Annotated in this window: 26 protein-coding genes; 13 read left to right on the top strand and 13 right to left on the bottom strand. The window is 65.4% G+C overall.

The genetic code is table 11. The features are described 5' to 3' along the window. The first annotated feature begins 54 nt into the window (after positions 1-54). The 6 genes from ON062_RS09060 to ON062_RS09085 all read left to right on the top strand — a co-directional run bounded on the left by ON062_RS09060 (position 55) and on the right by ON062_RS09085 (position 4,509). On the top strand, positions 55-681 hold the full coding sequence (locus ON062_RS09060) for a superoxide dismutase (RefSeq protein ID WP_274646815.1): 627 nt from the start codon (positions 55-57) through the stop codon (positions 679-681). A gap of 104 nt (positions 682-785) precedes the next feature. Then, positions 786-1,796, top strand: coding sequence for a type I glyceraldehyde-3-phosphate dehydrogenase (gap, locus tag ON062_RS09065; RefSeq protein ID WP_274646816.1), 1,011 nt, complete (start codon positions 786-788; stop codon positions 1,794-1,796). Between the two features lie 9 nt (positions 1,797-1,805). Further along, a complete protein-coding gene (pgk, locus tag ON062_RS09070) occupies positions 1,806-3,020 on the top strand; it encodes a phosphoglycerate kinase (protein ID WP_274646817.1) in 1,215 nt (404 codons plus the stop codon). Continuing rightward, a complete protein-coding gene (tpiA, locus tag ON062_RS09075) occupies positions 3,011-3,799 on the top strand; it encodes a triose-phosphate isomerase (protein ID WP_274646818.1) in 789 nt (262 codons plus the stop codon). Before pgk ends, tpiA begins: the two co-directional genes overlap by 10 nt. Positions 3,800-3,904: 105 nt before the next feature. Further along, complete coding sequence (gene secG / locus ON062_RS09080) at positions 3,905-4,153, top strand: preprotein translocase subunit SecG (RefSeq protein WP_274646819.1); 249 nt, start codon at positions 3,905-3,907, stop codon at positions 4,151-4,153. Further along, positions 4,153-4,509 carry an RNA polymerase-binding protein RbpA gene (locus ON062_RS09085; RefSeq protein WP_274646820.1) on the top strand — a complete coding sequence of 119 codons (357 nt, stop codon included), beginning with the start codon at positions 4,153-4,155 and terminating at the stop codon, positions 4,507-4,509. Before secG ends, ON062_RS09085 begins: the two co-directional genes overlap by 1 nt. Positions 4,510-4,568: 59 nt before the next feature. Here ON062_RS09085 and pgl read toward each other — a convergent pair whose 3' ends face one another. From pgl to tkt, 6 genes are read right to left on the bottom strand one after another with little or no spacing between them, the layout of a single operon-like run. After that, positions 4,569-5,348 (bottom strand): 6-phosphogluconolactonase, encoded by a 780-nt coding sequence (gene pgl / locus ON062_RS09090; RefSeq protein ID WP_274646821.1) that lies wholly within the window; start codon positions 5,346-5,348, stop codon positions 4,569-4,571. Between the two features lie 5 nt (positions 5,349-5,353). Then, positions 5,354-6,322 carry a glucose-6-phosphate dehydrogenase assembly protein OpcA gene (locus ON062_RS09095; protein WP_274647049.1) on the bottom strand — a complete coding sequence of 323 codons (969 nt, stop codon included), beginning with the start codon at positions 6,320-6,322 and terminating at the stop codon, positions 5,354-5,356. After that, complete coding sequence (gene zwf, locus ON062_RS09100) at positions 6,319-7,869, bottom strand: glucose-6-phosphate dehydrogenase (protein WP_274646822.1); 1,551 nt, start codon at positions 7,867-7,869, stop codon at positions 6,319-6,321. The genes ON062_RS09095 and zwf overlap by 4 nt, the downstream gene beginning before the upstream one ends. Positions 7,870-7,882: 13 nt before the next feature. After that, positions 7,883-9,502 (bottom strand): glucose-6-phosphate isomerase, encoded by a 1,620-nt coding sequence (locus tag ON062_RS09105; protein ID WP_274646823.1) that lies wholly within the window; start codon positions 9,500-9,502, stop codon positions 7,883-7,885. Then, a complete protein-coding gene (gene tal / locus ON062_RS09110) occupies positions 9,499-10,605 on the bottom strand; it encodes a transaldolase (protein ID WP_274646824.1) in 1,107 nt (368 codons plus the stop codon). The genes ON062_RS09105 and tal overlap by 4 nt, the downstream gene beginning before the upstream one ends. Then, positions 10,602-12,683, bottom strand: coding sequence for a transketolase (gene tkt, locus ON062_RS09115; protein ID WP_274646825.1), 2,082 nt, complete (start codon positions 12,681-12,683; stop codon positions 10,602-10,604). The genes tal and tkt overlap by 4 nt, the downstream gene beginning before the upstream one ends. Positions 12,684-13,011: 328 nt before the next feature. Here tkt and ON062_RS09120 point away from each other — a divergent pair, with 328 nt between their 5' ends. Then, entirely contained in the window at positions 13,012-13,950 is a 939-nt protein-coding gene (locus ON062_RS09120; RefSeq protein WP_274646826.1) for a heme o synthase, read from the top strand. Between the two features lie 65 nt (positions 13,951-14,015). Here ON062_RS09120 and ON062_RS09125 read toward each other — a convergent pair whose 3' ends face one another. Both ON062_RS09125 and ON062_RS09130 read right to left on the bottom strand, forming a co-directional pair. Further along, positions 14,016-14,444, bottom strand: a complete 429-nt coding sequence (locus ON062_RS09125; RefSeq protein WP_274646827.1) for a dinucleotide-utilizing enzyme — start codon at positions 14,442-14,444, stop codon at positions 14,016-14,018. Positions 14,445-14,541: 97 nt separating this feature from the next. Continuing rightward, the gene (locus tag ON062_RS09130) at positions 14,542-15,486 is read right to left on the bottom strand and encodes a heme A synthase (RefSeq protein WP_274646828.1); all 945 of its coding nucleotides are present in this window, start codon (positions 15,484-15,486) and stop codon (positions 14,542-14,544) included. Positions 15,487-15,751: 265 nt separating this feature from the next. Between ON062_RS09130 and sufB the strand changes: the two genes are divergently transcribed. The 6 genes from sufB to ON062_RS09160 all read left to right on the top strand — a co-directional run bounded on the left by sufB (position 15,752) and on the right by ON062_RS09160 (position 21,054). Then, positions 15,752-17,170, top strand: a complete 1,419-nt coding sequence (gene sufB, locus ON062_RS09135) for a Fe-S cluster assembly protein SufB (protein ID WP_274646829.1) — start codon at positions 15,752-15,754, stop codon at positions 17,168-17,170. Beyond that, positions 17,171-18,358, top strand: coding sequence for a Fe-S cluster assembly protein SufD (gene sufD / locus ON062_RS09140; RefSeq protein ID WP_274646830.1), 1,188 nt, complete (start codon positions 17,171-17,173; stop codon positions 18,356-18,358). Further along, entirely contained in the window at positions 18,355-18,681 is a 327-nt protein-coding gene (locus tag ON062_RS09145; protein ID WP_274646831.1) for a non-heme iron oxygenase ferredoxin subunit, read from the top strand. The genes sufD and ON062_RS09145 overlap by 4 nt, the downstream gene beginning before the upstream one ends. Beyond that, complete coding sequence (gene sufC, locus ON062_RS09150) at positions 18,681-19,463, top strand: Fe-S cluster assembly ATPase SufC (RefSeq protein ID WP_274646832.1); 783 nt, start codon at positions 18,681-18,683, stop codon at positions 19,461-19,463. The genes ON062_RS09145 and sufC overlap by 1 nt, the downstream gene beginning before the upstream one ends. 10 nt (positions 19,464-19,473) lie before the next feature. Further along, positions 19,474-19,803, top strand: coding sequence for a metal-sulfur cluster assembly factor (locus tag ON062_RS09155; RefSeq protein ID WP_274646833.1), 330 nt, complete (start codon positions 19,474-19,476; stop codon positions 19,801-19,803). A 72-nt stretch (positions 19,804-19,875) separates the two neighbouring features. Beyond that, positions 19,876-21,054 carry a MalY/PatB family protein gene (locus ON062_RS09160; RefSeq protein WP_274646834.1) on the top strand — a complete coding sequence of 393 codons (1,179 nt, stop codon included), beginning with the start codon at positions 19,876-19,878 and terminating at the stop codon, positions 21,052-21,054. Here the strand turns inward: ON062_RS09160 and ON062_RS09165 are convergent. The 5 genes from ON062_RS09165 to ON062_RS09185 form a co-directional block, all read right to left on the bottom strand. Further along, a complete protein-coding gene (locus ON062_RS09165) occupies positions 21,051-21,956 on the bottom strand; it encodes a siderophore-interacting protein (RefSeq protein WP_274646835.1) in 906 nt (301 codons plus the stop codon). The two genes, ON062_RS09160 and ON062_RS09165, sit on opposite strands and share 4 nt — an antisense overlap. Before the next feature lie 7 nt (positions 21,957-21,963). Continuing rightward, on the bottom strand, positions 21,964-22,788 hold the full coding sequence (locus ON062_RS09170) for an ABC transporter ATP-binding protein (RefSeq protein ID WP_274646836.1): 825 nt from the start codon (positions 22,786-22,788) through the stop codon (positions 21,964-21,966). Further along, positions 22,785-23,771, bottom strand: a complete 987-nt coding sequence (locus tag ON062_RS09175; protein ID WP_274647050.1) for an iron chelate uptake ABC transporter family permease subunit — start codon at positions 23,769-23,771, stop codon at positions 22,785-22,787. The genes ON062_RS09170 and ON062_RS09175 overlap by 4 nt, the downstream gene beginning before the upstream one ends. A gap of 65 nt (positions 23,772-23,836) precedes the next feature. Further along, a complete protein-coding gene (locus ON062_RS09180) occupies positions 23,837-24,877 on the bottom strand; it encodes an iron ABC transporter permease (RefSeq protein WP_274647051.1) in 1,041 nt (346 codons plus the stop codon). A gap of 2 nt (positions 24,878-24,879) precedes the next feature. Next, positions 24,880-25,917: an iron-siderophore ABC transporter substrate-binding protein gene (locus ON062_RS09185; RefSeq protein ID WP_274646837.1), complete on the bottom strand. Its 1,038-nt coding sequence runs from the start codon at positions 25,915-25,917 to the stop codon at positions 24,880-24,882. Positions 25,918-26,039: the final 122 nt, after the last annotated feature.

Genomic DNA, 26,039 nt, shown 5'->3' on the forward strand with positions numbered 1-26,039 from the left:
ACACACCCCGTCGCGTTCGGGAGTCCGGCGCGGCGCCGATTGGAAGAAGAGGACATGGCTGCCTACACGTTGCCCGAACTCACCTACGACTACTCCGCTCTGGCCCCGCACATCAGCGCGACCATCATGGAGCTGCACCACTCCAAGCACCACCAGGCGTACGTGACCGGTGCGAACACCGCTCTCGAACAGCTCGCCGAAGCCCGCGACGCGGGCAACTTCGCCAACGTCAACAAGCTCGAGAAGGACCTCGCGTTCAACTTGGGCGGCCACACCAACCACTCGATCTTCTGGACGAACCTCTCGCCGAACGGCGGCGACAAGCCGACCGGTGATCTTGCCTCGGCGATCGACGACCACTTCGGTTCTTTCGACAAGTTCCAGGCGCACTTCACCGCCGCCGCCCTCGGCGTGCAGGGTTCGGGTTGGGCCGGTCTTTTTTGGGACTCGATCGGGGAGAACCTCCTGATCCAGCAGTTCTTCGACCAGCAGTCGCAGTTCGCAGCCGGCTCGGTGCCGCTGCTGCTCCTAGATGTCTGGGAGCACGCCTATTACCTCGACTACAAGAACGTGCGCGCCGACTACGTCAAGGCATTCTGGAACATCGCCGACTGGGGCAATGTTCAGGATCGCTTCGCCGCTGCCCGTGAGAAGACCTCGGGCCTGCTGGTACTGTCATAGCCAATGACGGCGTCCCGGCGGGTTCGTCCGTCGGGACGCCGTTGTCCATTGTCTGAATCGCACCAACCGCGCACTCGCGCACGACACTTCTCAGGAGAAACTCCGTGGCTGTCAAGATCGGGATCAACGGCTTCGGCCGTATCGGACGTAACTACCTTCGGGCTGCACTCGCACAGGGTGCTGACCTCGAGATCGTGGCGGTGAATGACCTCACCGACAACAAGTCGCTCGCACACCTGCTCAAGTACGACTCCGTGGGCGGTCGTCTGGGCGAAGACGTCTCGTACGACGGTGACTCGATCACCGTCGGCGGCAAGAGCATCAAGGTGTTCGAAGAGCGCGACCCCGCCAACCTGCCCTGGGGTGAGCTCGGTGTGGACATCGTCATCGAGTCCACCGGCCGCTTCACCAACGCCGCAGACGCCGGCAAGCACATTCAGGGTGGCGCCAAGAAGGTTCTCATCTCGGCCCCCGGCACGGACGTCGACGGCACGTTCGTGATGGGTGTGAATGAGGACACCTACGACCCCGAGACGATGCACATCATCTCGAACGCGTCGTGCACCACCAACTGCCTCGCGCCCCTGGCCAAGGTCTTCAACGACGCCTTCGGCATCGAGCGCGGCTTCATGATGACGGCGCACGCGTACACCGCTGACCAGAACCTGCAGGACGGCCCCCACGGCGACCTGCACCGCGCGCGTGCTGCGGCGCTGAACATCGTCCCCGCGTCGACCGGTGCAGCCAAGGCCATCGGCCTGGTGCTGCCTGAGCTCAACGGCAAGCTCAGCGGTTCGTCCTACCGCGTTCCGGTTCCCACCGGCTCGATTGTCGACCTGACGATCATCACGCCGACCGAGGGCCTCACCAAGGAAGCCATCAACGCTGCGTACGAAGCGGCTGCGGCCGACGGTCGCCTGGTGGGCTACCTGAAGTACAACACTGACCCGATCGTGTCGACGGACATCCAGCTCGACCCGCACTCCTCGGTGTTCGACGCTGGTCAGACCAACGTCAGCGGCAACCTGGTCAAGGTGTCGTCCTGGTACGACAATGAGTGGGGTTACTCCAACCGCCTGGTCGACCTCACCGAGTACGTCGCCGAGCGCCTCTAAGCGATCGTCATGGCACTGCGCACCCTGGACTCCCTGGGTTCGCTGGCCGGCAAGCGTGTCATCGTCCGTGTTGATTTCAACGTCCCGTTGCGGGACGGCGTCATCACGGACGATGGCCGCGTCCGGGCAGCTCTTCCCACACTGAACGAGCTCATCAACCAGGGAGCACGCGTGATCGCGTGCTCGCACCTGGGGCGCCCCGACGGCGCACCCGATCCGAAGTACAGCCTCGCGCCCGTCGCGCAGCGCCTGTCGGAGCTTCTTGGCAAGCCCGTCGCGTTCGCGCGGGACACCGTGGGCGAGTCCGCTCATGAAGCGGTGGATGCGCTCGAAGACGGTGAGGTTGCCGTCCTTGAGAACCTGCGGTTCAACCCGGGCGAGACGGCGAAGGATGACGCGGTGCGTCACGCGTTCGCGGAGGAGCTCGCCCAGTTGGGCGACGCGCTCGTCTCTGACGGATTCGGTGTCGTACATCGCAAGCAGGCGTCGGTTTACGACCTCGCCCAATTGTTGCCCTCTGCAGCGGGATCGTTGATCGAAAAAGAGGTCGACGTTCTCGACCGTCTGACTGAGAATCCCGAGCGCCCCTATACGGTCGTGCTCGGCGGCTCGAAGGTCAGTGACAAGCTCGGCGTCATCGCCCACCTGCTCCCGCGCGTGCAGAAGCTGTGCATCGGCGGCGGAATGATGTTCACGTTCCTCGCAGCACAAGGGCATAGCGTCGGAAAGAGCCTCCTCGAGGAGGATCAGCTCGACACGGTGCGCGGCTACATCGCCACGGCGGCTGAGTTGGGCGTAGAGCTGGTCGTGCCTGTGGATGCCGTTGTTGCGGCATCCTTCTCGGCCGACGCGGCGCACGAAGTCGCCGATGCTGATGCACTCGAGGCGACGTCCTTCGGGGCGGACGGCTTGGGACTCGACATCGGACCGCGCACGGCAGCGCTGTTCGCGGATGCAATCCGCGGGTCGAAGACGGTCTTCTGGAACGGCCCCATGGGTGTGTTCGAGATGCCCGCGTTCGCCGCGGGCACGAAGACGGTGGCGCACGCGCTCACCGAGGTCGATGGGCTCTCGGTCGTGGGTGGCGGGGACTCCGCTGCGGCCGTAAGGCAGCTCGGATTCGCCGATGACCAGTTCGGTCACATCTCGACGGGCGGGGGCGCGAGCCTCGAGTTCCTCGAGGGCAAGAAACTTCCCGGACTGGAGGTCCTCGGATGGCAGTAGCACGCACCCCGCTCATTGCGGGCAACTGGAAGATGAACCTCGATCACCTTCAGGCGGTCGCGTTCGTGCAGAAATTGCACTGGACGTTGAAGGATGCCGCGCACGAAGACGGGTCGGTCGAGGTGGCGGTCTTCCCGCCTTTCACCGACATCCGCACCGTGCAGACGCTCATCGACGCAGACAAGATTCCCTTCGCCTTCGGCGCTCAGGACATCTCGACGCATGACTCCGGCGCATATACCGGGGAGGTGTCAGGTGCGTTCCTGTCGAAGCTGTCCTGCCGATACGTGATCATCGGGCACTCCGAGCGTCGTGAGTACCACCACGAGACGGACGAGATCGTCGCTGCCAAGGTGCGCGCCGCGCTCAAGCACGGCATCGTTCCTGTGATCTGCGTCGGAGAGACGCTCGAGCAGCGGGAAGAGTCCGGGCCCACCGCTGTGTCGGTGGCTCAGCTGCGCGTCGCACTCGAAGCCGTTTCGGCCGACGACGACTTCGTTGTGGCGTACGAGCCCGTCTGGGCAATCGGCACCGGTCAGGTGGCTTCGCCCGAGCAGGCTCAGGAAGTGTGCGCGGCATTGCGTGAAGTCATCTCCGAGGCATTGGGGGCTGACGTCGCAGCCAAGACTCGTGTGCTGTACGGCGGATCGGTGAAGTCCGGCAACATCGCGAGCTTCATGCGCGAGCCCGATGTCGATGGCGCTCTGGTGGGCGGGGCGAGCCTCGTCGTCGACGAGTTCGCCTCGATCATCCGGTTCCAGAAACACGTCGGAGTGTGATTGCTGACGGCTGGTGGCGCGGTAGTCCCGCACCACCAGCCGTCGCGTCGTATACTTGACCCTTGTGCGATCGGCGACTGATCGCCACGAAAGGCTTGAAAGACTGTGCAGATCCTCGAGTTCGTCCTGCAGGTGCTCCTCGGCATCACGAGCCTCCTGCTGACCCTCCTCATCCTGCTCCACAAGGGGCGCGGTGGCGGTTTGTCCGACATGTTCGGCGGCGGTATGACATCGGCGCTGGGTTCCTCCGGGCTCGCCGAGCGAAACCTCAACCGTTTCACCATCGTCCTCGCATTGGTGTGGTTCGTCGCGATTGTCGCGCTGGGCCTGATTACGAAATTCCAGGTGATCTGATGGCTACCGGTGGCAACGCAATCCGCGGTACTCGCGTCGGTGCGGGCCCGATGGGCGAGCAGGACCACGGCTTCCACGCCGATCGTGTCGCGATTTCTTACTGGGACGCGCTCGGCAACGAGACCGTCCGTTACTTTGCGGCTGGCATTCCCGAGGAAGAAATTCCCGAGACCATCGATTCCCCGCACTCAGGACTCCCGGCCGGTCGCGACAAGCAGAACCCGCCGGCTCTGGCTAAGACCGAGCCGTACAAGACTCACCTTGCATACGTGAAAGAGCGCCGGAGCGAAGAAGAGGCTGACTCGCTGCTCGACGACGCGCTCGCGCAGCTGCGGGAGCGACGCGGCCAGTCCTGACCGACGTCAGAATGAAAAGACCGGATGCCACGTGGCATCCGGTCTTTTCATTTACGCGATCAGTATTCGCGATCGATCAACTCGTACGGGACTTTCTCGGCTGCCGCCTCGTCGACGAAGAAGACCGTGCGCTTGCGGCCCTTGGCGCCGGCTGCCGGGACGTTCGAATAGCTAGCGCCAGCGAGAGCGAGCCCGAGTGCCGAGGCCTTGTCGGCTCCCGTGAGGACCATCCATACGCGCTTCGAGTCGTTGATGACGGGCCGAGTCATGGTCACACGCTCGGGCGGCGGCTTGGGGGAGTTGCGCACTGCGACCACCGCGCGATCGGTCACGTGAATGTCCGAGCGATCGGGAAAGAGCGACGCAATATGCCCGTCCGGTCCCACGCCGAGGAAGCACACGTCGAACGAGGGCCACGCACGATCGCCAGCGCCGAAGCGCGCGAGTTCTGAGGCGTAGGCCTCGGCGGCCTGGTCGAGGTCGATTCCATCATCGCTCGCCGCCATGGAGTGGATGTTGTCGGTGGGGATATCGAGCGTGCCGAGCAGCGCATCGTGGGCTTGCTGGTCATTGCGGTCGGCGTGACCGCGAACGACGAAGCGCTCGTCACTCCACCAGAAATGCACCAGAGCCCAGTCGATCTCTTGGACGGCGGGCTTGGATGCGGCGGCCCTGAGGACCGCGGAACCCATCGATCCACCGGTCAGCGACACGTGGGCGTGCTTTCCCGCTGAGGTGCGCTTGATAACGCGATCGAGAAACCGGTCTGCGACCGACGACGCGAGCGTCGCCGGATCAGGGCCGATAACAACGAACTTCTCGGCCCAGGCCTCGACCATTCCACTCACTCCTGCGTCGGCTCGACTGGCGTTCCTGTGGTCGGTGGACCCAGCAACTCCCAGCCTTCGGTGATCACTCGACCATACAGGAGGTCGGGATCGAGCCGGCGCAGTTCTTCCGCGAGGCACTCGCGCAGAGACCGTCGCGGGAACGAGAGGTCATGTACCGGCTGCCCGGGCTGGGTGAGTACGGCGACACCCGAGGAGGGGCGCTCCAGCACAACGTCGCCACTCTCGCGCACGAGCGTGACCGACTTGATGCCGTGCGGCCACTCCGACGGGTCGAGGTATCCCCAGTCCACCGGCACGTCCAGCGCGAGCCGCAGCCACGCGGCGAGCAGCGGCGTCGACGGTGAATCGGCGGCGCCGCGTACGCGAACGCCCGTGACGCGTTCGTACGGCGGCTGGTCGAGGATCGCTGCGAGTTGCTCGCGCCAGCGCGTCAGGCGCGTCCACGCGAGGTCGGTGTCGCCTGGCGCGTACTGAGCGCCGAGGCCCGCGACCCATCCGGCAGGATCTGACTTGGTGGCCGCGTCGGTGATGCGACGTTGTGCGATCTTGCCGATGGACGTCTTCGACACCAGTTCGGGCGTCTTGTTCGGCCACCAGACGACAACGGGGGCGTCGGGGAGCAGTAGACCGGTGACGAGCGACTCGAGGTTGCGGTCACCCACCTCACCCTGGACCTGAAGCGTGACCACTTCACTCGCACCGGCATCCCCGCCGACGCGAATCTGCGCGTCCACGCGGGAGGGGAGATCATCGCCACTGGTGATCATGAGCACGATCACTCGCATCGGATGCTCACGTGAGGCATCGTTTGCGGCCTCGATCACCTCTTCGGCGGCGCCTTGGCGCGTGAGGATGATCAGCGTCAGTACGCGCCCGAGGGCGACCGCGCCGCCCTCTTCACGAACGTTGACCAGCGCGCGAGAGATCTTGCTGACGGTGGTGTCGGGCAGATCGACGATCACGGGCGCCTCCAAGCACGTCCTTCGCGGGCGAGCATTTCGTCCGCGGATGCCGGGCCCCAGGACCCGGGTGAATACTGTTCGAGCGGGCCACCCTGCGTGGCCCAGAACTCCTCGATCGGATCGAGGATCTTCCACGAGAGTTCGACCTCTTCGTGGCGCGGGAAGAGTGGCGGGTCACCGAGAAGCACGTCGAGGATGAGTCGTTCGTAAGCTTCCGGGCTCGCCTCGGTGAAGGCGTGACCATAGCCGAAGTCCATCGTGACGTCGCGAACTTGTGCGCCAGCCCCGGGGACCTTCGAGCCGAAGCGGATCGTCACACCTTCGTCGGGCTGTACGCGGATCACGAGGGCGTTCTGGCCCTGACCGGACGTCTGGCTTCGAGAGAACAGCAGTTCTGGCGCGCGCTTGAAAACGACAGCGATTTCGGTCACGCGGCGGCCGAGGCGCTTACCGGTGCGCAAGTAGAACGGCACACCTGCCCAGCGGCGCGTATTGACCTCGAGGGTGATCGCGGCGTACGTCTCCGTGGTCGACTCGGGGTCCATTCCGTCTTCTTCGAGGAAGCCGCGGACCTTTTCGCCACCCTGCCAGCCGCCGGCGTACTGCCCGCGAGCGGTGTACTTGGCGAGGTCTTCGGGCACCGTGACGGCGGCGAGGACCTTCTCCTTCTCGGCGCGCAGATGTGCTGCATCGAACGAGATCGGCTCTTCCATGGCGGTAAGCGCCATCAGCTGGAGCAGATGGTTCTGAATGACGTCGCGCGCGGCCCCAACGCCGTCGTAGTAACCGGCACGTCCTCCCACGCCGATGTCCTCGGCCATGGTGATCTGCACGTGGTCGACGTAGTTGCCGTTCCATAGTGGCTCGTACAACTCGTTGGCGAAGCGCAGGGCGAGGATGTTCTGAACGGTCTCTTTGCCGAGATAGTGGTCGATCCGGAAGATCGAGTCGGCAGGGAACGCAGTGCGTAGCGCGTCGTTGAGCGACTGTGCCGTCTCGAGGTTGTGTCCGAACGGCTTCTCGATCACCACGCGACGCCACCGTTCGGGCTGGTCGGCGGTGTCATCGACCAGCCCCGACGCCTTCAGCTCTTCGGCGACCTGCGAGAAGTCCTTGGGCGGAATCGACAGGTAGAACGCGTGGTTCCCCATCGTGCCTCGCTCAGTGTCGAGCTTCTCGACGGTCTCGCGCAGGCGACGGAACGCCTCAGGATCCCCGAACTCGCCCGAGACGAAGCGGATGCCCTGAAGCAGCTGCTGCCAGGTTTCGTCGCGGAACTCGGTTCGCGCATGCTGTTTCACGGCGTCTTGGACGACCTGGGCGAAGTCTTGGTCCTCCCAGTCGCGGCGGGCAAAACCCACGAGCGCGAATCCTGGCGGCAGAAGACCTCGGTTCGCGAGGTCGTACACGGCGGGCATCAACTTCTTGCGGGACAGGTCGCCGGTCACGCCGAAAATCACGAGGGCGCTCGGGCCGGCAATGCGATTCAGACGGCCGTCACCGGGGTCGCGCAGCGGGTTGTTGCCGCGCGAGATCTCGATAGTCATGAAGAGGGGGCTCCTACTGGGCGGCTTCGAAGAGTGAAAGCACTTCGATTTGAGGGTCGGTGAGAGTCAGCGTGACCACGGGGCGCCCGGATGCCGCGAGGACCGCGGCATCGCCAGCGGCCTGTGCTCGGATCAGCTCACCGAAGGTGAACGGACGGCCCGGAATCTCCACGTCGGTGTCCGTCTGCTCGACGATCTGAAGGAAGACTCCCGTTGCGGGGCCGCCCTTGTGGAACTGTCCGGTCGAGTGCAGAAAGCGGGGACCCCAACCGAACGTGGTCGGGCGACCAGAGTCGGCGGCGACGAGCTCGCGCAACCCCTGCAGCTGGGGGAGTGCGAGACGATCGACGTACGCCTGCACGGCGACGTAGCCACGGTCGGGGATCTGAGCCCACAGCGCGTCCAGGACGCCAGCAATCGTCCCCGAGGCCAGCAGCGACTCGTCGGTAGAGCGCACTTCGACTCCGTCCACGACGAACGCGGGAGCAGTCGGCTCCGGTCGCTCCTCGAGCAGGCCGCGGGTAGCGGTCTTGGCCGATTCCACATCGGGCTGATCGAACGGGTTGATGCCCAGCATGCGACCGGCGATTGCGGTCGCGTACTCCCACACGATGAACTGAGCGCCCAGGGAGCCGCTGATCAGTACTTCGCCTTCGTGGTGTTCGAACAGGTGGAACTCGTTCGCTTCATCGACGAGTCGAACAATCTGCAGGTCGGCGGGCCGATTGTCGAGCTCGGGTGAGACCGGAAGGAGGACAACGGGCAGGATGCCGGTCCCGGCCTTACCGGTCGACTCAGCGACCAGTTGCTCGATCCAGTCGGGAAGACCGACGATGTGAGTCCCGTCGGTGACGAGCCCGAGCTTGTCGCGGCGGTCTGCTCCTCCGCCAGCAATCGCCGCAGCGAGGACGAGCGCGGGGTTGTCGGGGCTGTCGATCGCGACTTCGAGCATCGAGGCCTCGGCCTCATCGAGCAGCTCGGAAATGTCCGCACCCGCGAGGCCCGAAGGGACGAGCCCGAAAGCAGTCAGTGCCGAGTATCGACCGCCCACTGTCGGGTCTGCCGTGAAGACGGTGTATCCGTCGGCTCGCGCGGCCGTCTCCATGGGGGAGCCCGGATCGGTGACAACAACGATGCGCTCGACGGGATCGATGCCGAGGTCGCGGAAGGCGGCCTCGAATGCGCGCTTCGCGGAGTCGGTCTCTACCGTCGAACCAGACTTGCTGGCGACAACCAGGGCGGTCTGAGCGAGGGATCCTGACTCATCGCCGTCGAGGGCAGCCAACACTTGGCCCGGCGACGTCGAATCGAGCACCACGAGAGGCACTCCCGCGGTACGGGTGATCACCTCGGGCGCGAGCGATGAGCCACCCATGCCGGCGAGAACGATGCGCGTGACTCCGCGAGAGCTCAGGCTCTCGCGGAGTGCAACGATCTCGGGCACGAGCGGACGAGAAACGCTGACCGCCTCCACCCACCCGAGCCGCTGCGCGGCTTCGGTTTCGGCATCCGAGCCCCACAGGCTTGCGTCGCCCGCGGTGATTCCCGAAGCGACCAGCGAAGAGGTCAACGCCGGGAGCGTGGCATCCACCACCGCCTTGACGTGACCGCTCAGGTGGATGGCGAACGTCATCGCGCGTCCTGGAGGGCGGTGCGAACGGTCGCCTGCAGCTCGTGCCACGAGGCGATGAACTTCTCGACGCCTTCGTCCTCGAGGGTCTGCGTCACGTCGGCGAAGTCAACGCCGAGTTCGGCGAGAGCGTCGAAAACGCCGTGCGCGTCGACGTACTCACCGGTGACACGGTCGCCCGTGACCTCTGCGTGGTCGAACGTCGCCTCGAGAGTCTTCTCGGGCATGGTGTTGACAGTCCCCGGGGCAACCAGCTCTGTGACATAGAGCGTGTCCGGCAGCGACGGGTCCTTGACACCGGTGGATGCCCACAGTGGGCGCTGAACGTTCGCGCCTGCCGCGACCAGGCTCTTGGCGCGGTCGGTGGCGAACAGCTCTTCGAACAGCTCATAGGCCAGGCGCGCGTTCGCGACGCCCGCCTTGCTCTTCAGCTCTTCCGCCGCGGGGTCGGAGTAGCCGCCGAGACGCTTGTCCACCTCGGTGTCGACGCGCGAGACGAAGAACGATGCGACGGAGTGGATCGTCGACAGATCGTGGCCTGCGGCCTGTGCCTTCTCGAGACCCTCGAGGTAGGCCTCGATGACCTCTGCGTAGCGGTCCAAGCTGAAGATCAGCGTGACGTTGACCGAAATGCCTTCCGCGAGCACAGCGGTGATCGCGGGGAGCCCTGCTTTTGTGGCGGGGATCTTGATGTGGACGTTCGGGCGGTCGACCCGTGCCCACAGTTCCTTCGCCTGGGCGACAGTGGCATCCGTGTCGTGGGCGAGGTCGGGTGAGACTTCGATCGACACGCGGCCGTCGACACCGTGAGTGGCATCGTAGACCGGACGGAAGATGTCGGCGGCGTCGCGCACGTCATCCGTCGTGATCGCGAAGATCGCGTCGTCGACGCTGGTGTTCGCCGCCGCCAGGGTGGCGACCTGCTCGGCGTACGATTCGCCATTGGTCAGCGCGCCGGCGAAGATCGTCGGGTTCGTGGTCACGCCGCTGACGTTCCGGCTGGTGATCAGTTCGGTGAGGTTGCCACTGGTGATGCGGCTACGGGAGAGGTCGTCCAGCCAGATGCTGACGCCGGCGGCGACGAGGTTCTCGGTGGGCGTGCTCATGCGTTCTCCTTGAGGGTTTCGCGTGCCGCTTCGACGACGGCGTCGGCGGTGATGCCGAATTTCTGGAACAGGGTCTTGTAGTCGGCGGACGCACCGAAGTGGTCGATGGCGATCGAGCGGCCCTTGTCGCCGACGATGCCTCGCCAGGTGAGGGCCGAACCGGCCTCGACGCTGACGCGCGCGGTGACCGAGGCGGGGAGGACCGACTCGCGATACTCATCGCTCTGCTCGGCGAACCACTCGAGCGAGGGGGCCGAAACGACACGGGCGTGAATGCCGTCGGCTGCGAGCGTTTCGCGCGCAGCGACCGCCAGCTGAACCTCGGAACCGGTCGCGATCAGAATGACGTCGGGCGTTCCGTTGGGGGCATCGATGAGCACGTACGCGCCCTTGGCGACACCCTCGGTGGTGGCGAAGCCGTCCTCGCCACGCGGGAACACGGGGATGTTCTGGCGCGTCAGCGCGATACCTGCGGGGCCTTCCTGGCGACGCAGGATCTCGAGCCACGCGGCCGAGGTCTCATTCGCGTCGGCCGGGCGCACCACGGCGAAGTTCGGGATAGCGCGCAGGGTGGCCAACTGCTCGATCGGCTGGTGCGTCGGACCGTCCTCGCCGAGCGCGACCGAGTCGTGCGTCCACACGAACACCGAGGGGATGTTCATGAGAGCTGCCAGGCGCACGGCGGGTCGCATGTAGTCGGAGAAGATCAGGAACGTGCCGCCGAAGGCGCGGGTCTTACCGTGGAGCACGATGCCGTTCACGATTGCGCCCATCGCGTGCTCGCGGATGCCGAAGTGCAACACGCGACCGTACGGGTCGCCGGACCATTCGTGAGTGGACCACTGCGCCGGGATGAAGCTCTTGGCCGACTTGATCGTCGTCAGATTCGACTCTGCGAGGTCGGCCGAGCCGCCCCACAGCTCAGGCAGTTCGGCGGCGAGAGCATTGATGACCGTTCCCGACGCTGCGCGGGTCGACACGTCTTTGCCTGCTTCGAACGCCGGCAGGGCGCCAGCGATGCCCTCGGGCAGGTCGCCAGATTCGAGGCGGTCGAGCAGCGCCTTACGCTCAGGGTTCGCCGCGGCCCACGCATCGAACTGCTCCTGCCACTCGGCGCGGGCCGAGGCGGCGCGATCTTTCAGCGCGCGCGTGTGGGCGATCACGTCGTCTGCGACGGCGAACGTCTCCTCGGGGTCGAAGCCGAGCACCTTCTTCGTTGCGGCGAGTTCGTCGCCGCCCAAAGCGGAACCGTGGATCTTGCCGGTGTTCTGCTTGCCGGGAGCCGGCCATCCGATGATCGTCTTGAGGACGATGAGTGACGGCTTGTCGGTCTCGGCCTTGGCAGCTTCGATCGCCGTGAACAGTTCGGCGACGTCTTCGACGTATTCACCGGACTGCTTCCAGTCGACGGTCTGGACGTGCCAGCCGTACGCCTCGTAGCGGGCGGCGACGTCCTCGGTGAACGCCACGTTCGTGTCGTCTTCGATCGAAATCTGGTTGGAGTCGTAAATGGCGATGAGGTTGCCAAGGCCCTGGTGACCGGCGAGGGAGCCTGCCTCGCTGGTGACACCTTCCTGAATGTCGCCATCGCCGGCGATCGCATACACGTAGTGGTCGAACGGCGACTCACCCGCCGGGGCTTCGGGATCGAACAGACCGCGCTCGTAGCGGGCGGCGTAGGCGAAGCCCACAGCGGAGGCGAGCCCCTGGCCCAGCGGGCCGGTCGTGATTTCAACGCCCTTGGTGTGGCCATACTCGGGGTGGCCAGGAGTGAGCGAGCCCCACGTGCGCAACGACTTCAGGTCGTCGAGCTCGAGACCGAAACCGCCGAGGTACAGCTGGACGTATTGCGTGAGGGACGAGTGCCCGGCGGAAAGGATGAATCGGTCACGTCCGAGCCAGTCCGTGTCGGTGGGGTCGTGGCGCAACACGCGCTGGTACAGCAGGTAGGCGGCCGGTGCGAGGCTCATGGCCGTGCCCGGGTGGCCGTTTCCGACCTTCTCGACGGCATCCGCCGCGAGCACGCGGGCGGTGTCCACCGCACGCCGATCGATTTCTTCCCAACGCAGTTCCGACACTGAAGGCCTTTCTCGAGGAGCGCCCGGCACATGGCTGAATCCCGGTCCACGTCCCGGGTGGGTGAGGGAGGATTCGGCGCGAGGCGCGCGTGCGGTCTCAGCATATCGAAGGGGTATTCCGTCCCGGCGATGTGAGCCGCTGTGTGACAGAGTCTTGCGAAACGCTCCGCCGCGCGCGTTGCGGTGCAATGTCACCCGCGTGACGTTTCGCTCACCGCGGTCCCTGCCGTGCTGTGAGCATCCGCGCGGTGAACCCCTCCGTCACGCGGGGCGGGTGATGAGATGCCTTAGACTTGACCGGGTTCTGGGCAACGGTATAGCGGGGGCGATGGACATCAAGACGACGGCTGGCGCCGAAGCATCCCTCGACGCACCTCGCACACGTCAGAGTGTGGGAACGACGATCCGTGCCTACGTCGCGTTGACGAAGCCACGGGTTCTCGAGCTCCTGCTCGTGACCACTGTGCCCGTCATGATTCTCGCCGCCGGCGGATTGCCCAATCTGTGGCTGGTGCTTGCGACGGTCATCGGCGGCTCGATGAGCGCCGGGGCCGCGGCATCCTTCAACATGTATCTCGATCGTGACATCGACGTGCACATGAAGCGCACGGCCGGGCGTCCGCTGGTCACGGGAGAGGTCACGCCGCGAGGGGCATTGGTGTTCTCGTGGGTCCTCGCGGTCGGATCGACGCTGTGGTTGCTCGTGACGACGAACTGGCTCGCCGCGACACTGTCGGCCGTCGCCATTTTCTTCTACGTCGTGATCTACACGATGATTCTCAAGCGCCGCACCGAGCAAAACATTGTGTGGGGCGGGATTGCGGGATGCTTCCCGGTGCTGATCGGCTGGACCGCCGTGACCGGATCCCTGGCATGGCCGCCGTTGATCTTGTTCGCCGTCGTGTTCCTGTGGACGCCACCGCACTACTGGCCGTTGTCGATGAAGTACAAGGAGCAGTACGACGCGGTCGACGTGCCCATGCTCGGCGCCACGCGAAACGGTTCGCAGGTCGGCCTCCAAGTCATTCTTTACGCCTGGGCGACCCTGGCGTGCTCGCTGTTGCTTGTGCCCGTGGCTGGCATGGGCCTGGTCTACACCGTCTCGGCTCTCGTGTTCGGTGGGTGGTTCGTGTACGAGTCGCACGTGCTGTACAACAGGGCCGTCAAGGGAATCGAGCCGCGGCCCATGCGCGTCTTCCACGCGTCGATCACGTACCTGACGCTGCTGTTCGTCGCGATCGCCGTCGATCCACTCTTGCCGTTCTGATCGCCACGATCAGATGCACAGAAGCCCCCCGCGAATCGCGGGGGGCTTCTTCGTTGCTTCAGAGGTCAGCGCGAGGAGCTCACGGTTTCATCCTTCGTGACGGCGGCGTCGTCGGCGGGGGCAGCCTCTGCCTCGGGGGAGAATGCCGGTTCCGCGTCAGCGATGTCGTCGTCGGCGGCCGTTTCTGCGTCGCTGCTCCAGTCGATCGGCTCGACGACCTCGACAGGTGCATGGGGCCGCAACGTCGATGCCGCTGCGATGGCGAGAGCGATCAACAGACCGAGCACGCCGACGCCCACGAGAACCGAGCCCAACAGGGCGACGGACTGACCCACGTAGACCTCGACACCGGTCGCTGAGCCATCGGTCAGGGTCACCGTCATGATCGCGAGCTTGTCGGCGACGAGCGATGCGCCGTAGGCGAGCGTGGCCGCGGATCCGGCGATGAGAGCCCAGAACGGGATGCTACGGACCAGACGAGGGCGGGTGTTCATGGTGATGATGTCTCCTTCTGAGGGCGCGGTCGGCCCCGCGAAGTGACCAGCATGAACTACTCGCGTGGACTGGCGGTATGCGAATGCCATGAATTCGCTATGAAGTGGCGATCGACGGGGCCTTCAGTTTCATGACGACGACGGTCATGGCCGCGACAAGGATGACGGCCAGCACCATGTGGATGTTCACCAACACGATGGGTAGGCCCGTGCGCGCCTGCCACAGGCCGACGATCATCTGCACGACCTCGGTGGCGAGTAGCAGACCGGTCCATAGAACCAAGCGCTGGGGCCGTGGCATCCGTCCCGCGAACGCGAAGAGGACCACGGTGAGCGCGAGAGTGACGTAGGCGGGCCACGAGTGCACGTGCTGCATGAACTCGGGGTTCAAGCCGTTGCGCGCGGCGCCGCCGTCGCCGGCGTGCGGACCGGACCCCGTGACGAGGATTCCCACTACTACGGTCACCACGACGGCGAGCGATGTCACATGGGTCGTGATCGCGTACCAGCGGGGCACTACGCGCTTTCGAGGCCCGGGAGCCTCGTACACCCGCACGACCAGGACGGCCGACAGGGCGACCAGGATCACCGAGGCGAAGTAGTGCAGGCCGACGACGTAGGGATTCAGGTTCGTCAGTACCGTGATACCGCCGATGATGGCCTGCAGCGGCACGTACAGCCCGATGCCGAGCGACAGCCAGAACAGGTCCCGGCGCTGGCGCCGCATGCGCACCACGAAAAGGAACATGACGATCGCCACGGCGACGAGTACGAACGTGAGGAGGCGATTGCCGAACTCGATGACGCCGTGAATGCCCATCTCTTCGGTCGCGACGAGCGATTCAGGCGTGCATCGGGGCCACGTGGGGCATCCGAGCCCGGAACCCGTCAGGCGTACGAGTCCGCCCGTGCCGACGATGCCGATCTGCACCACGAGTGTGGCCCAGGCCGCGGCGATCACGCGGCGGTCCACGCTGGTCGGGAGTGCATTGATGATCCGTCGCAGCGGAGATGGTCGCGTGGCCGGCGGCAATGTGGACATCGGGCGGGGCCTCCTGTACTGGCGTCCCTCGCCGCACGGCGTGTGTTCGCGCGTGACGGTGTGGGCCCGGCGGGTGGGGGATACCTGTAGAATCGACAGGTCGGGTGCGCGCGGTCCGCGCGATATTCACCACTGACAGTCTAGGCGCGATGGACAGCGCCGCATGAGCAGGGCCCACCAGCGGCATCCCTCTCCGGTAACTCCATCGGAGGAGCAGGAATGTCGGAGCGGATCACACCGCCAGGGTCCGGAGGAGAACGTGACGATGTCTGATGTGCTGATCGATCGCCCGGAACTAGATGGTCTGGGCGTTTACGAATTCGGCTGGCATGACGCCGACGCGGCGGGTGCCAGTGCAAAGCGAGGGTTGAGCGACGCTGTCGTTCGTGACATCTCGGCTCTCAAGTCCGAACCCGAATGGATGCTGAATACCCGCCTGAAGGGTCTGCAACTGTTCGGCCGCAAGCCCATGCCGACGTGGGGTGCCGATCTCTCGGAGATCGACTTCGACAACATCAAGTACTTCGTTCGGTCCACCGAGAAGCAGGCGCAGTCCTGGGAAGACCTGCCCGAAGAGATTCGCAACACGTACGAGAAGCTCGGAATCCCCGAGGCTGAGCGCGCCCGTCTGGTCGCCGGCGTCGCTGCGCAGTACGAGTCCGAAGTCGTCTACCACCAGATCAACGAAGAGCTCGAGAAGCAGGGTGTCATCTTCATGGACACCGACACCGCTCTGCGCGAGCACCCCGAGTTCTTCGAGGAGTACTTCGGTACGGTGATTCCCGCTGGCGATAACAAGTTCGCTGCGCTGAACACCGCAGTGTGGTCGGGCGGCTCGTTCGTCTACGTGCCTCCCGGGGTGCACGTCGAGATCCCGCTGCAGGCGTACTTCCGCATCAACACCGAGAACATGGGTCAGTTCGAGCGCACGCTGATCATCGCCGACGAGGGCTCCTACGTTCACTACATCGAAGGCTGCACCGCCCCGATCTACAAGTCGGACTCGCTGCACTCCGCCGTCGTCGAGATCATCGTGAAGAAGAACGCTCGTGTGCGCTACACGACGATTCAGAACTGGTCGAACAACGTCTACAACCTCGTCACCAAGCGTGCCGTCGCCCACGAGGGCGCCACCATGGAATGGATCGACGGCAACATCGGCTCGAAGGTCACGATGAAGTACCCGTCGATCTTCCTGATGGGGGAGCACGCCAAGGGTGAAACCCTTTCTGTCGCCTTCGCGGGCCCGGGCCAGCACCAGGACGCCGGCGCCAAGATGATCCACATGGCGCCGTACACGCAGTCGTCGATCGTCTCGAAGTCGATCGCGCGCGGCGGCGGTCGTGCGGGCTATCGCGGAGAAGTGCGTGTCGACGCCAACGCGCATCACTCCGCCAACACCGTGCGGTGCGACGCCCTGCTCGTCGACACGATTTCTCGCAGCGACACGTACCCGGCGATCGATATCCGTGTGGATGACGTGCAGCTCGGTCACGAGGCAACTGTCTCGAAGGTCAGCGAAGAGCAGCTGTTCTACCTGCAGTCCCGTGGCATGCCCGAAGACGAAGCCATGGCGATGATCGTGCGCGGCTTCATCGAGCCGATCGCTCGTGAGCTGCCCATGGAGTACGCACTCGAACTCAACAAGCTCATTGAAATGGGCATGGAAGGCAGTGTCGGCTAGATGACGGCAACAACACAGGCACCCGCGCAGGTGCCGGGTTCTCGCTCGCACACTGACGGAGCATGGTCGGTGATCCCGATCCAGACCCGTTCGGAGCGCCCTCGCTCGTACGCGCCGGCGGATTTCGACACGCCCACGGGGCGTGAGGTCAACTGGAAGCACACTCCCGTTGCTCGCGTGTCGGCGTTGTTCGACGCGGACGCGGCATCGACCCCGGCATCCGTCTCAGTGCACGCTGATGATGCGGTGCAGGTCGGTCGCCTCGGCACCGAAGACGCTCCGCGTGGTGAAGTGTTCACTCCCGAAGATCGCACCGCAGCGCTCGCGTGGACGCGCAGCGACGAGGCGCTGTCGATCCGCATTCCGGCCGGCATCGAGGTCGCTGAGCCGGTCGTCGTCGACATCGACGGCGTTCCGGGCCTCAGCCACCAGCACCTCACGATCGAGGCGCAGCCCCAGTCACGTGCGACTGTGCTGCTGCGCCATCGCGGCACCGCGCAGTTCGCGCAGAACGTCGAGATCATTGTGCGCGATGGTGCCAACCTCGATGTCGTTTCGGTCCAGCAGTGGAACGACGATGCCGTTCACATCGCCGCGCACCAAGCGCGTGTTGACCGCGATGCGAGCCTGCGTCACATCGTTGTGAGCTTCGGTGGCGGTGTTGTGCGAGTGAACCCCAGCGTCGAACTCGCCGGAACCGGCTCGCACGGCGAACTTTACGGCCTCAGCTACTCCGACTCCGGTCAGCACCTAGAGAGCCAGGTGTACCTGCACCACAAGGGTGCCGAAACCTCGGGTGACGTGCTCTACAAGGGCGCGCTGCAGGGGGAGGGCGCACGGAGCGTGTGGATCGGCGACGTGCTCATCGGACCGGATGCCACGGGGACCGATTCCTATGAGGCGAACCGCAACCTCGTCCTCACCGAGGGTGCGCGTGCCGACTCGATCCCCAACCTCGAGATCCAGACTGGCGACATTCGCGGCGCTGGTCACGCAAGCGCCACGGGGCGCTTCGACGACGAGCAGCTGTTCTACCTGCAGGCGCGCGGCATCGACGAAGAAGAGGCACGCCGACTGGTTGTCCTCGGCTTCCTCGCCGAGATCGTCCAGAAGATCCGCATCCCCTCGCTTGAAACCGAACTCATCTCGGCGATCGAAGATGAACTTGCCCAGGAGACAGCACAATGACCGCTCAAAAAGTGTGCGCACTCAGCGAACTCGAACAAGACGCTGCCAAGCGTGTTGAGGTCGATGGTGTGGCGATCTCGGTCGTCCTGGACTCCGCCGGAGAGGTGCACGCCATCGGTGACACCTGCACGCACGGTGACATCTCGCTCGCCGACGGATTCGTCGACGGCGACACCCTGGAGTGCTGGGCTCACGGCTCGGCGTTCTCGCTGCGCACCGGCAAGCCCCTCAATCTCCCCGCGTATGAGCCCGTCCCCGTTTTCGTCGTCACCATCGACGGCGACGACGTGCTCATCGACCCGAACGTGAAGAAGGAAATCTGATGTCTGTACTCGAGATCCGCGACCTGCATGTGACGGTCGAGACCGAGGATGGCACGACGCCGATTCTCAACGGACTGTCGCTGACCATCCGCAAGGGCGAGACCCACGCCATTATGGGTCCCAACGGCTCGGGCAAGTCCACGCTGGCTTACACGATCGCTGGCCACCCCAAGTACACCGTGACGAGCGGATCGATCTCGCTTGACGGCGAAGACGTCCTGGAGATGTCGGTGGACGAGCGTGCGCGCGCGGGCCTCTTCCTCGCGATGCAGTACCCGGTGGAAATCCCCGGCGTCACTGTCACGAACTTCCTCCGTACCGCCAAGACCGCGATCGACGGCGAGGCGCCGTCGATCCGTCAGTGGACGAAGGACGTGAAGCAGTCCATGAAGGACCTGCGCATGGATCCGAAGTTCGCGGCGCGCAACGTCAACGAGGGATTCTCGGGTGGCGAGAAGAAGCGCCACGAGATCCTGCAGCTCGAATTGCTGAAGCCGCAGTTCGCCGTCCTCGACGAGACCGATTCGGGTCTCGACGTCGACGCGCTCAAGGTGGTCTCCGAGGGTGTGAACCGCGCGAAGGAGCAGACCGGTCTCGGTGTTCTTCTCATCACGCACTACACGCGCATCCTGCGATACATCAGCCCGGACTTCGTGCACGTGATGGTTGCCGGTCGCATCGTCGAAGAAGGCGGGCCCGAGCTGGCCGACCGCCTCGAGAACGAGGGCTACGACCGCTTCATCGAGCCGGCTTCCGAGCCTGCGGTGGACGCGCAGGCGTAGAGTCGTCACTATGACCGCAACGCTCACTCCCGAGAAGTACGACGAGGTCACCGAGGCGCTGAAGGATGTCATGGATCCCGAGTTGGGGATCAATGTCGTCGACCTCGGTCTCATCTACGATCTGAGCTGGGATGACGAGAACGACGCGCTCGTCATTCACATGACGCTGACGTCGGCGGGTTGCCCGCTGACCGACGTGCTCGAGGAGCAGACGGCGCAGGCGCTGGATGCCGTCGTGGATCGGTTCCGCATCAATTGGGTGTGGATGCCGCCGTGGGGCCCCGAGCGCATCACCGACGACGGGCGTGACATGATGCGCGCGCTCGGCTTCGCGATCTGACGGGTCTTCGTTCAGCGACGGTGTGTGACGGCGGTCACTGACGGGAGTCTGTCCCGTCGGTAGGCTCGAGGGGTGACTGTGACACCCCTCGACGCGTTGCCCATCGAAGAGCTCAGGCAGCGGAGCAGCACGAAGTGGCGGCGGTACGACGCGGATGTTCTTCCGCTGTTCGTGGCCGAGACGGACTTCGCACTCGCCCCCGCGATCACCCGAGCTCTCGTGCGCGCCGTCGAGAGGGGCGACACCGGATACACCCCGCCCGAGCCCGGCATCCGCGAAGCGTTCGTGGGGTTCGCGCAGCGCAGATTCGGATGGGACGTTGATCCCGCGCGCGTCCGGTGGACATGCGACGTGATGATGGCCGTTGTCGAGTTGCTGCGCGCCGTCACGTCGCCGGGCGACCGCGTGGTGATCACCCCGCCGGTTTACCCGCCGTTCTTCGACACCGCCCTCGAAACCGGGGCCGAGATCGAGCGCGTTCCGCTGTTGCACGACGCAGACGGGTGGCGCCTCGATCTACCGGGAATTGAGGCGGCGCTTTCGGGCGGCGCGCGAACGGTGCTGCTGTGCAACCCGCATAACCCGACCGGCACCGTGCACTCGCGAGAGTCGCTCGCGCAGCTGGCAGAGATCGCCGCGCGATACGACGCGACGGTGATCAGCGACGAGATCCACGCGCCGCTGGTGCAGCCCGGCGTGGAATTCACTCCGTTTCTGGCGGCATCCGACACCGCCGCGGCCGTGGGGTACGCGGTCACCAGCGCGAGCAAGGCGTTCAACACCGCGGGCCTCAAGTGCGCCCAAATCGTTACGGCGGATGAGCGCACGGCTGCGGTCGTCCGTGCGATCCCGGAGGAGGTCGAGTGGCGCACGGGCCTCCTCGGAGCCATGGCTGCCGTGGCATCCTTCGATCCCACCAGCGACGAGTGGCTCGACTCACTGCTTGCGCGCCTCGATGAGAACCGTCACCTGCTCGCTGACTTGCTCGCTGAGCACGTCCCCGGGGCACGTTATGAGATTCCGGATGCCGGATTCCTGGCGTGGATCGACCTGAACGCGCTGGGCTGGAGCGAGGATCCGGCCGCGATCATTCTGCGCGAGGCAAGGGTCGCGGTGAACGTCGGACCGTCGTTCGGCGACGAAGGCGAAGGGCACATTCGTATCAACTTCGGATGCTCGCCCGAGGTGCTCCGCGAGGCGATCGAGCGCATCGGCGCAGTCGTGCGAGCACGCGCTTCGGTGTCAGGTTAGACCTCGGCCTTGCCCAGTCGCCAGTAGCCCATGAAGGCGACCGCGCGGCGGTCGACGCCGGCGTCGCTCACCAGGTGGCGCCGTAGGGTCTTGATGGCGCCAGCTTCACCCGCCAGCCACGAGTACAGCGGCGCACTCTTCAGCGCGGCGCCCCCCTTGGCTGTGCGGGGGACCTCCCACAGGATGTCGGTGTCGATATCGATCTCCTCCACGTCGGCACCGCGACCGGACGGGGCAAGCTCGGCGACGGCTTCCTCCACCGAGCGCACCAGGTGGGTGTGTCGGTCGGACTCGTGACCGCGTGCCGCGATGCGAATGTCGAACCCCGCGTGCGAGGGAAGGTAGTGCGCATCGTCGGGATGTGGAAGTTCGAGCACCACCACGCCGCGTGCGTCGGCGGGAAGCTGTTCCAGGATCACCGCAATCGCCGGTGCAGCAGTCTCATCCCCGGCAAGCAGGATGTGGTCGGAATTCGCGGGTGGCACGAAGTCGACGCCGAAGCTCACGCCGCTGTGCGCCGTGGTGGGCGCGAAGATCAGCACCTCGTCGCCGACCTGGGCCTGCGCGATCCAGGCGGATGCCGGACCGAGCACGTCGTGCGCAACCATGTCGATGTCGACCGCCTTCTCCGACGTCCGCACTGCCCGCGTCGTGTACGTGCGGAAGGGCGGACGCGATTCCTCCGGCATGTCGCGCCAGGTGAGATACCAGTTCTCGTCGGTCGGCATAGCCTCTAGGGGTGCCGTCGCCGAGGGGAAGACGATCTTCACGCGTTGATCGAAGCCGGGGTCGCCGTACTGATCCAGGTCGTCGCCGGTGAAGGTGAACCGGCGAAAGCTGGGTGAGATGTCCGTGATGGTGCTTACACGTGCGCGGAAGAAGCGGCTGGTGGGGGAGGACACGAGATTCCTATTCGGTGGAGGCCGAGGTTGCGCCCTGCACGTGGTGCCGGCCGCGGGGGAGAACAATGGGGGATCCGGAGACCGGATCGGGGATGACGATGGCGTCGATGTTGAAGACGTCGCGGATCAGTCCGTCCGTCATCACCTCGGCTGGTGGCCCGTCGGCAACGATGCGCCCGTCGCGCAGTGCGAACACATGGTCGGCGTAGCGGGCTGCCATGTTCATATCGTGCAGCACCATCACGATCGTGGTGCCGCGATCACGGTTTAGGTCGGTGAGGAGGTCGAGCACCTCGATCTGATGGGCGACATCGAGGAAGGTCGTCGGCTCGTCCAACAGCAGGATGTCGGTCTCTTGCGCGAGCGCCATCGCGATCCAGACGCGCTGGCGCTGGCCCCCGGACAGTTCGTCCACGCTGCGATCGGCCAGATCGTCGGTGCCCGTCGCCGTGAGCGCCTGCGCCACGACGTCGTAGTCGTGGGCGCTCCATCGAGCGAGGAGCTTCTGGTGGGGGTAACGTCCCCGGCCGACCAGATCGCTCACCACGATGCCTTCGGGGGCAACGGGGCTCTGCGGAAGCAGGCCCAGGGTGCGCGCGACCTCCTTGGAGGGGCGGGTGTGGATGGCATGGCCATCAAGGACAACCTGTCCGGTCTTCGGAGTCAGCAGTCGCGACAGCGCACGCAGGAGCGTCGACTTGCCGCAGCCATTCGCGCCGATGATCGCCGTAATGCACCCGGGTGGGATCGCGAGTTCCAAGCTGTCGACGATCGTGCGGTCGCCGTAGGCGAGTGTGACGTCGTGTGCGGTGAGCTGGTGTGTTCGGGTCACAAGGATGCTCCAGACCGGTTGGTGCGGATCAGCAGGTAGACGAGATAGGGCGCGCCGAGGACACCCGTGATGACACCCACCGGGTATCTGCTGTCGAAGGCGAACTGGCCGACGAGATCCGAAATGCTCACGAGCAGGGCGCCCACCAGGCCCGCTGGCACGAGCAAGGACGCCCCGCCGCCGACCAGGCGCGCGGCGATCGGGCCCGCCATGAACGCAACGAACGCGATCGGTCCGGTCGCTGCGGTCGCAACGGCCAGGAGCGCGACGGCAGCGAGAATCAGCACGATTCGTGTGCGACTGACGTGGACGCCGAGTCCGGCGGCCGAGTCATCGCCGAGGCGGAGGGCGGTGAGGTTTCGGGTCTGACCCAACAGTGCGGGGACGAGCACTGCACAGGCAATGGCGACGGGGAGAACCATGTCCCAGCTCGCGTTGTTCAGGCTGCCAGTCAGCCAGCGCATGGCTGTTTGCAGGTCCCACGCCGGTGCCCGCGACAGGAGGTAGGTCACCAGCGAGTCGAGCATGGCGGCAACGCCGATACCGATCAGGATCAGTCGGGTACCCGACATGCCGCCCTTGTGGGAGAGCAGGTAGATGGCGGTGGCGGTGATCAGCGCGCCGGCGAGGGCGAACAGCGACACCCACGTTTCATCGAGAGCCAAGACGATGATCGCGAACACCGCCGCGGCACTTGCGCCCGAGCTGATTCCGATGATGTCGGGGGATGCCAGGGGGTTGCGTAGCATCGTCTGGAACGTGACACCGGCCATTCCGAATGACAGTCCCGCGAGGATGGCGAGCACCACGCGAGGAAGTCGCAGTTCACCCACCGTGAACGACGCACCCGGCACATCCTGCCCGAGTATGACGCCGACAACCTCCGCCGGGGTGTAGAAGGTGTTGCCGATCATGAGGCTGACCGCGAAGACCGCGAGCAGGATGGCAGCAAGTGCGCCGACGACGGCACCGTTGCGGCGCATTCGGCGTGCACGAGCGTGGCGCACGGTCGCGGCATCCATGATCGACGTCTTCTGTGCGAGGGCGCTCACAGTTCACGCACCTTCTGGCGGCGCACGATCCAGATGAAGAAGGGCGCGCCGATGAACGCGGTGATGATGCCGACCTCGATTTCTTGCGGACGAGCGATCACACGACCGATGACGTCGGCGAGGATGAGCAGTTCGGCGCCCGCGATCGCCGTGAAGGGGAGGAGCCACCGGTGGTCCGTGCCGACGAGTAGCCGGCACAAGTGGGGGATGACCAGCCCGACGAATGCGATGGGGCCAGCGACCGCGGTCGCGGCGCCGCACAGAACCACCGCGCCGGCGGACGCGATGATCCGCGTGCGCGCGACGTTCTCGCCGAGCCCGGTGGCGAGATCATCGCCGAGGGCGAGTGAGTTCATGCCTCGCGCGCACGCGAAGCAGATGAGGGCGCCGATGGCAAGGACAGGCAGCACCAGGGTGATGCGATCCCATGTTGCGCCGCCGACGCCGCCGATCTGCCAGAAACGGAACGTCTCGAGGATGTCGACACGGGGGAGCAGGATCGCGCTCACGAGCGACATGAACGCCGCCGACGTCGCCGCGCCCGCCAGCGCCAGTTTCAAAGGAGTCGCGCCGCCGCGGCCCAGGGAACCGACCATGTAGACGAACACGGCTGCGACAGCGGAACCAGCAATCGCGAATCCCATGGTTGCCAAGGGGGCCGTGACGCTGAAGAACGCGATGCCGATGACGACAGCAAGCGCTGCGCCCGCTGACACCCCCAGGATGCCGGGGTCGGCCAGGGGGTTGCGCGTGACCGCCTGCATGGTGGCGCCCGACAGTGCCAGGGCCGCGCCGACGAGGATGGCGAGCACGGTGCGCGGGATCCGCGCGGCGACCGCCGCCTCGGCGACACCCGAGGTATCCCCGGTCACGCCGGCGATGATCTCCCCGAGTGAGACCGAACGGACGCCGAACGCGACCGATGCGACGCACAGCACGATCAGCAGTGCGACGAGCCCGACCAGCCAGGCCAGACGCACCGTTGTCGGCCGCCGCACCTGTGCGACGGTCGACAACGATGGAGAAGGCTGGGTGATGCTCACCCGTCCTGGTTCAGTGCGCCGGCGAGGAGCGCGAAGTAGTCGTCGATGCCCCAGCCGATCGACAGCGGAGATGGGTTCGCTGAAGCAGCGAGAGGCGTGTTGTTCTCGAGCACCGCGATCTGGCCGGCTGCAACGGCCGGAATCTTCGACAGCAGTGCGTCGGCCTGGATCGCGTCGACGATCGCTCCGTCGGCGTCGCCGTAGGTGACGAAGACGTCGACATCGTCGAAGCGCTCAGCTTCCTCAGCGCTCACGGTGAGGTAGAACGCGTCCGAGCCCTCGGATTCCTCGGTCACGACCGCAGGCTCGGGCAGGCCCAACTCCGTCAGGAATGCCGGACGCGTGTCGAGGCTGGTGTAGAACCCGATCTGGCTGAAGTCCGCGGGGTCGAGGTAGGAGAACAGCACCGACGACTCGGCGAGCTCGGGGTAGCTCGCGAGCGCAGCATCCACCTCGCCCTGGAGTTCTGCGATGAGTGCGTCGCCCTCCACAGACAGGCCCAGGGCCTGCGAGTTGAGACGGATCATGTCCTGGTACGAGGTGCCCCATGCGACCTCGGGGTAGGCGACAACGGGAGCGATCTTCGACAGTGTGTCGTAGTCCTCCTGCGTCAGACCCGAGTACGCCGCGAGGATCACGTCGGGGTTGGTATCGGCGACAGCCTCGAAATCAATGCCATCCGTCTCGTCGAACAGCACGGGGGTTTCGGCGCCCAGCTCGTCGAGGGCGTCCTCGACCCACGGGAGGACGCCGTCGCCGTCGTCGTCGCCCCAGGTGGCCTTGCTCATGCCGACGGGAACGATGCCCAGAGCGATCGGGACCTCGTGGTTTGCCCACGCGATGGTGGCCACGCGTTCGGGCTGCTCGTCGATCACTGTCTCGCCGAAAGCGTGCGTGACGGTCACGGGGAAGCTGTCACCCGACACCACCTCGGGCGCGGACGCCGTCTCGGAGGAGGAGGTGGAGCAGCCACTCAGGACGAGCGCAGCGGTGGCGGCAAGGCCGAGAGCGGCGGCGGTACGGGTACGAGGCACGAGACATCCTTCGATTCGGTCAGTAAGGCAAGCCTTACATTAGTTAGGTGAAGCGAAACGTGCGAATCGAGAGTGACCTCGTGTGACGCTCAGGTACGCCGACCTATACTGGAAAGACTGCC

The sequence above is a fragment of the Microbacterium sp. C7(2022) genome (genome assembly GCF_028823665.1).
GTDB lineage: Bacteria > Actinomycetota > Actinomycetes > Actinomycetales > Microbacteriaceae > Microbacterium.

Bases quoted from the DNA above. Each gene is read 5' to 3' on its own strand.
- sufC (WP_274646832.1), top strand. From the start codon at position 18,681: ATGTCTGTACTCGAGATCCGCGACCTGCATGTGACGGTCGAGACCGAG.
- tpiA (WP_274646818.1), top strand. From the start codon at position 3,011: ATGGCAGTAGCACGCACCCCGCTCATTGCGGGCAACTGGAAGATGAAC.
- zwf (WP_274646822.1), bottom strand. From the start codon at position 7,869: ATGACTATCGAGATCTCGCGCGGCAACAACCCGCTGCGCGACCCCGGT.
- ON062_RS09120 (WP_274646826.1), top strand. From the start codon at position 13,012: ATGGACATCAAGACGACGGCTGGCGCCGAAGCATCCCTCGACGCACCT.
- ON062_RS09105 (WP_274646823.1), bottom strand. From the start codon at position 9,502: ATGACGTTCGCCATCCACCTGAGCGGTCACGTCAAGGCGGTGGTGGAT.
- sufB (WP_274646829.1), top strand. From the start codon at position 15,752: ATGTCTGATGTGCTGATCGATCGCCCGGAACTAGATGGTCTGGGCGTT.
- pgk (WP_274646817.1), top strand. From the start codon at position 1,806: ATGGCACTGCGCACCCTGGACTCCCTGGGTTCGCTGGCCGGCAAGCGT.
- tal (WP_274646824.1), bottom strand. From the start codon at position 10,605: ATGAGCACGCCCACCGAGAACCTCGTCGCCGCCGGCGTCAGCATCTGG.
- sufD (WP_274646830.1), top strand. From the start codon at position 17,171: ATGACGGCAACAACACAGGCACCCGCGCAGGTGCCGGGTTCTCGCTCG.
- ON062_RS09155 (WP_274646833.1), top strand. From the start codon at position 19,474: ATGACCGCAACGCTCACTCCCGAGAAGTACGACGAGGTCACCGAGGCG.
- ON062_RS09175 (WP_274647050.1), bottom strand. From the start codon at position 23,771: ATGCGCCGCAACGGTGCCGTCGTCGGCGCACTTGCTGCCATCCTGCTC.
- ON062_RS09125 (WP_274646827.1), bottom strand. From the start codon at position 14,444: ATGAACACCCGCCCTCGTCTGGTCCGTAGCATCCCGTTCTGGGCTCTC.
- ON062_RS09060 (WP_274646815.1), top strand. From the start codon at position 55: ATGGCTGCCTACACGTTGCCCGAACTCACCTACGACTACTCCGCTCTG.
- ON062_RS09085 (WP_274646820.1), top strand. From the start codon at position 4,153: ATGGCTACCGGTGGCAACGCAATCCGCGGTACTCGCGTCGGTGCGGGC.
- ON062_RS09145 (WP_274646831.1), top strand. From the start codon at position 18,355: ATGACCGCTCAAAAAGTGTGCGCACTCAGCGAACTCGAACAAGACGCT.
- pgl (WP_274646821.1), bottom strand. From the start codon at position 5,348: ATGGTCGAGGCCTGGGCCGAGAAGTTCGTTGTTATCGGCCCTGATCCG.
- ON062_RS09130 (WP_274646828.1), bottom strand. From the start codon at position 15,486: ATGTCCACATTGCCGCCGGCCACGCGACCATCTCCGCTGCGACGGATC.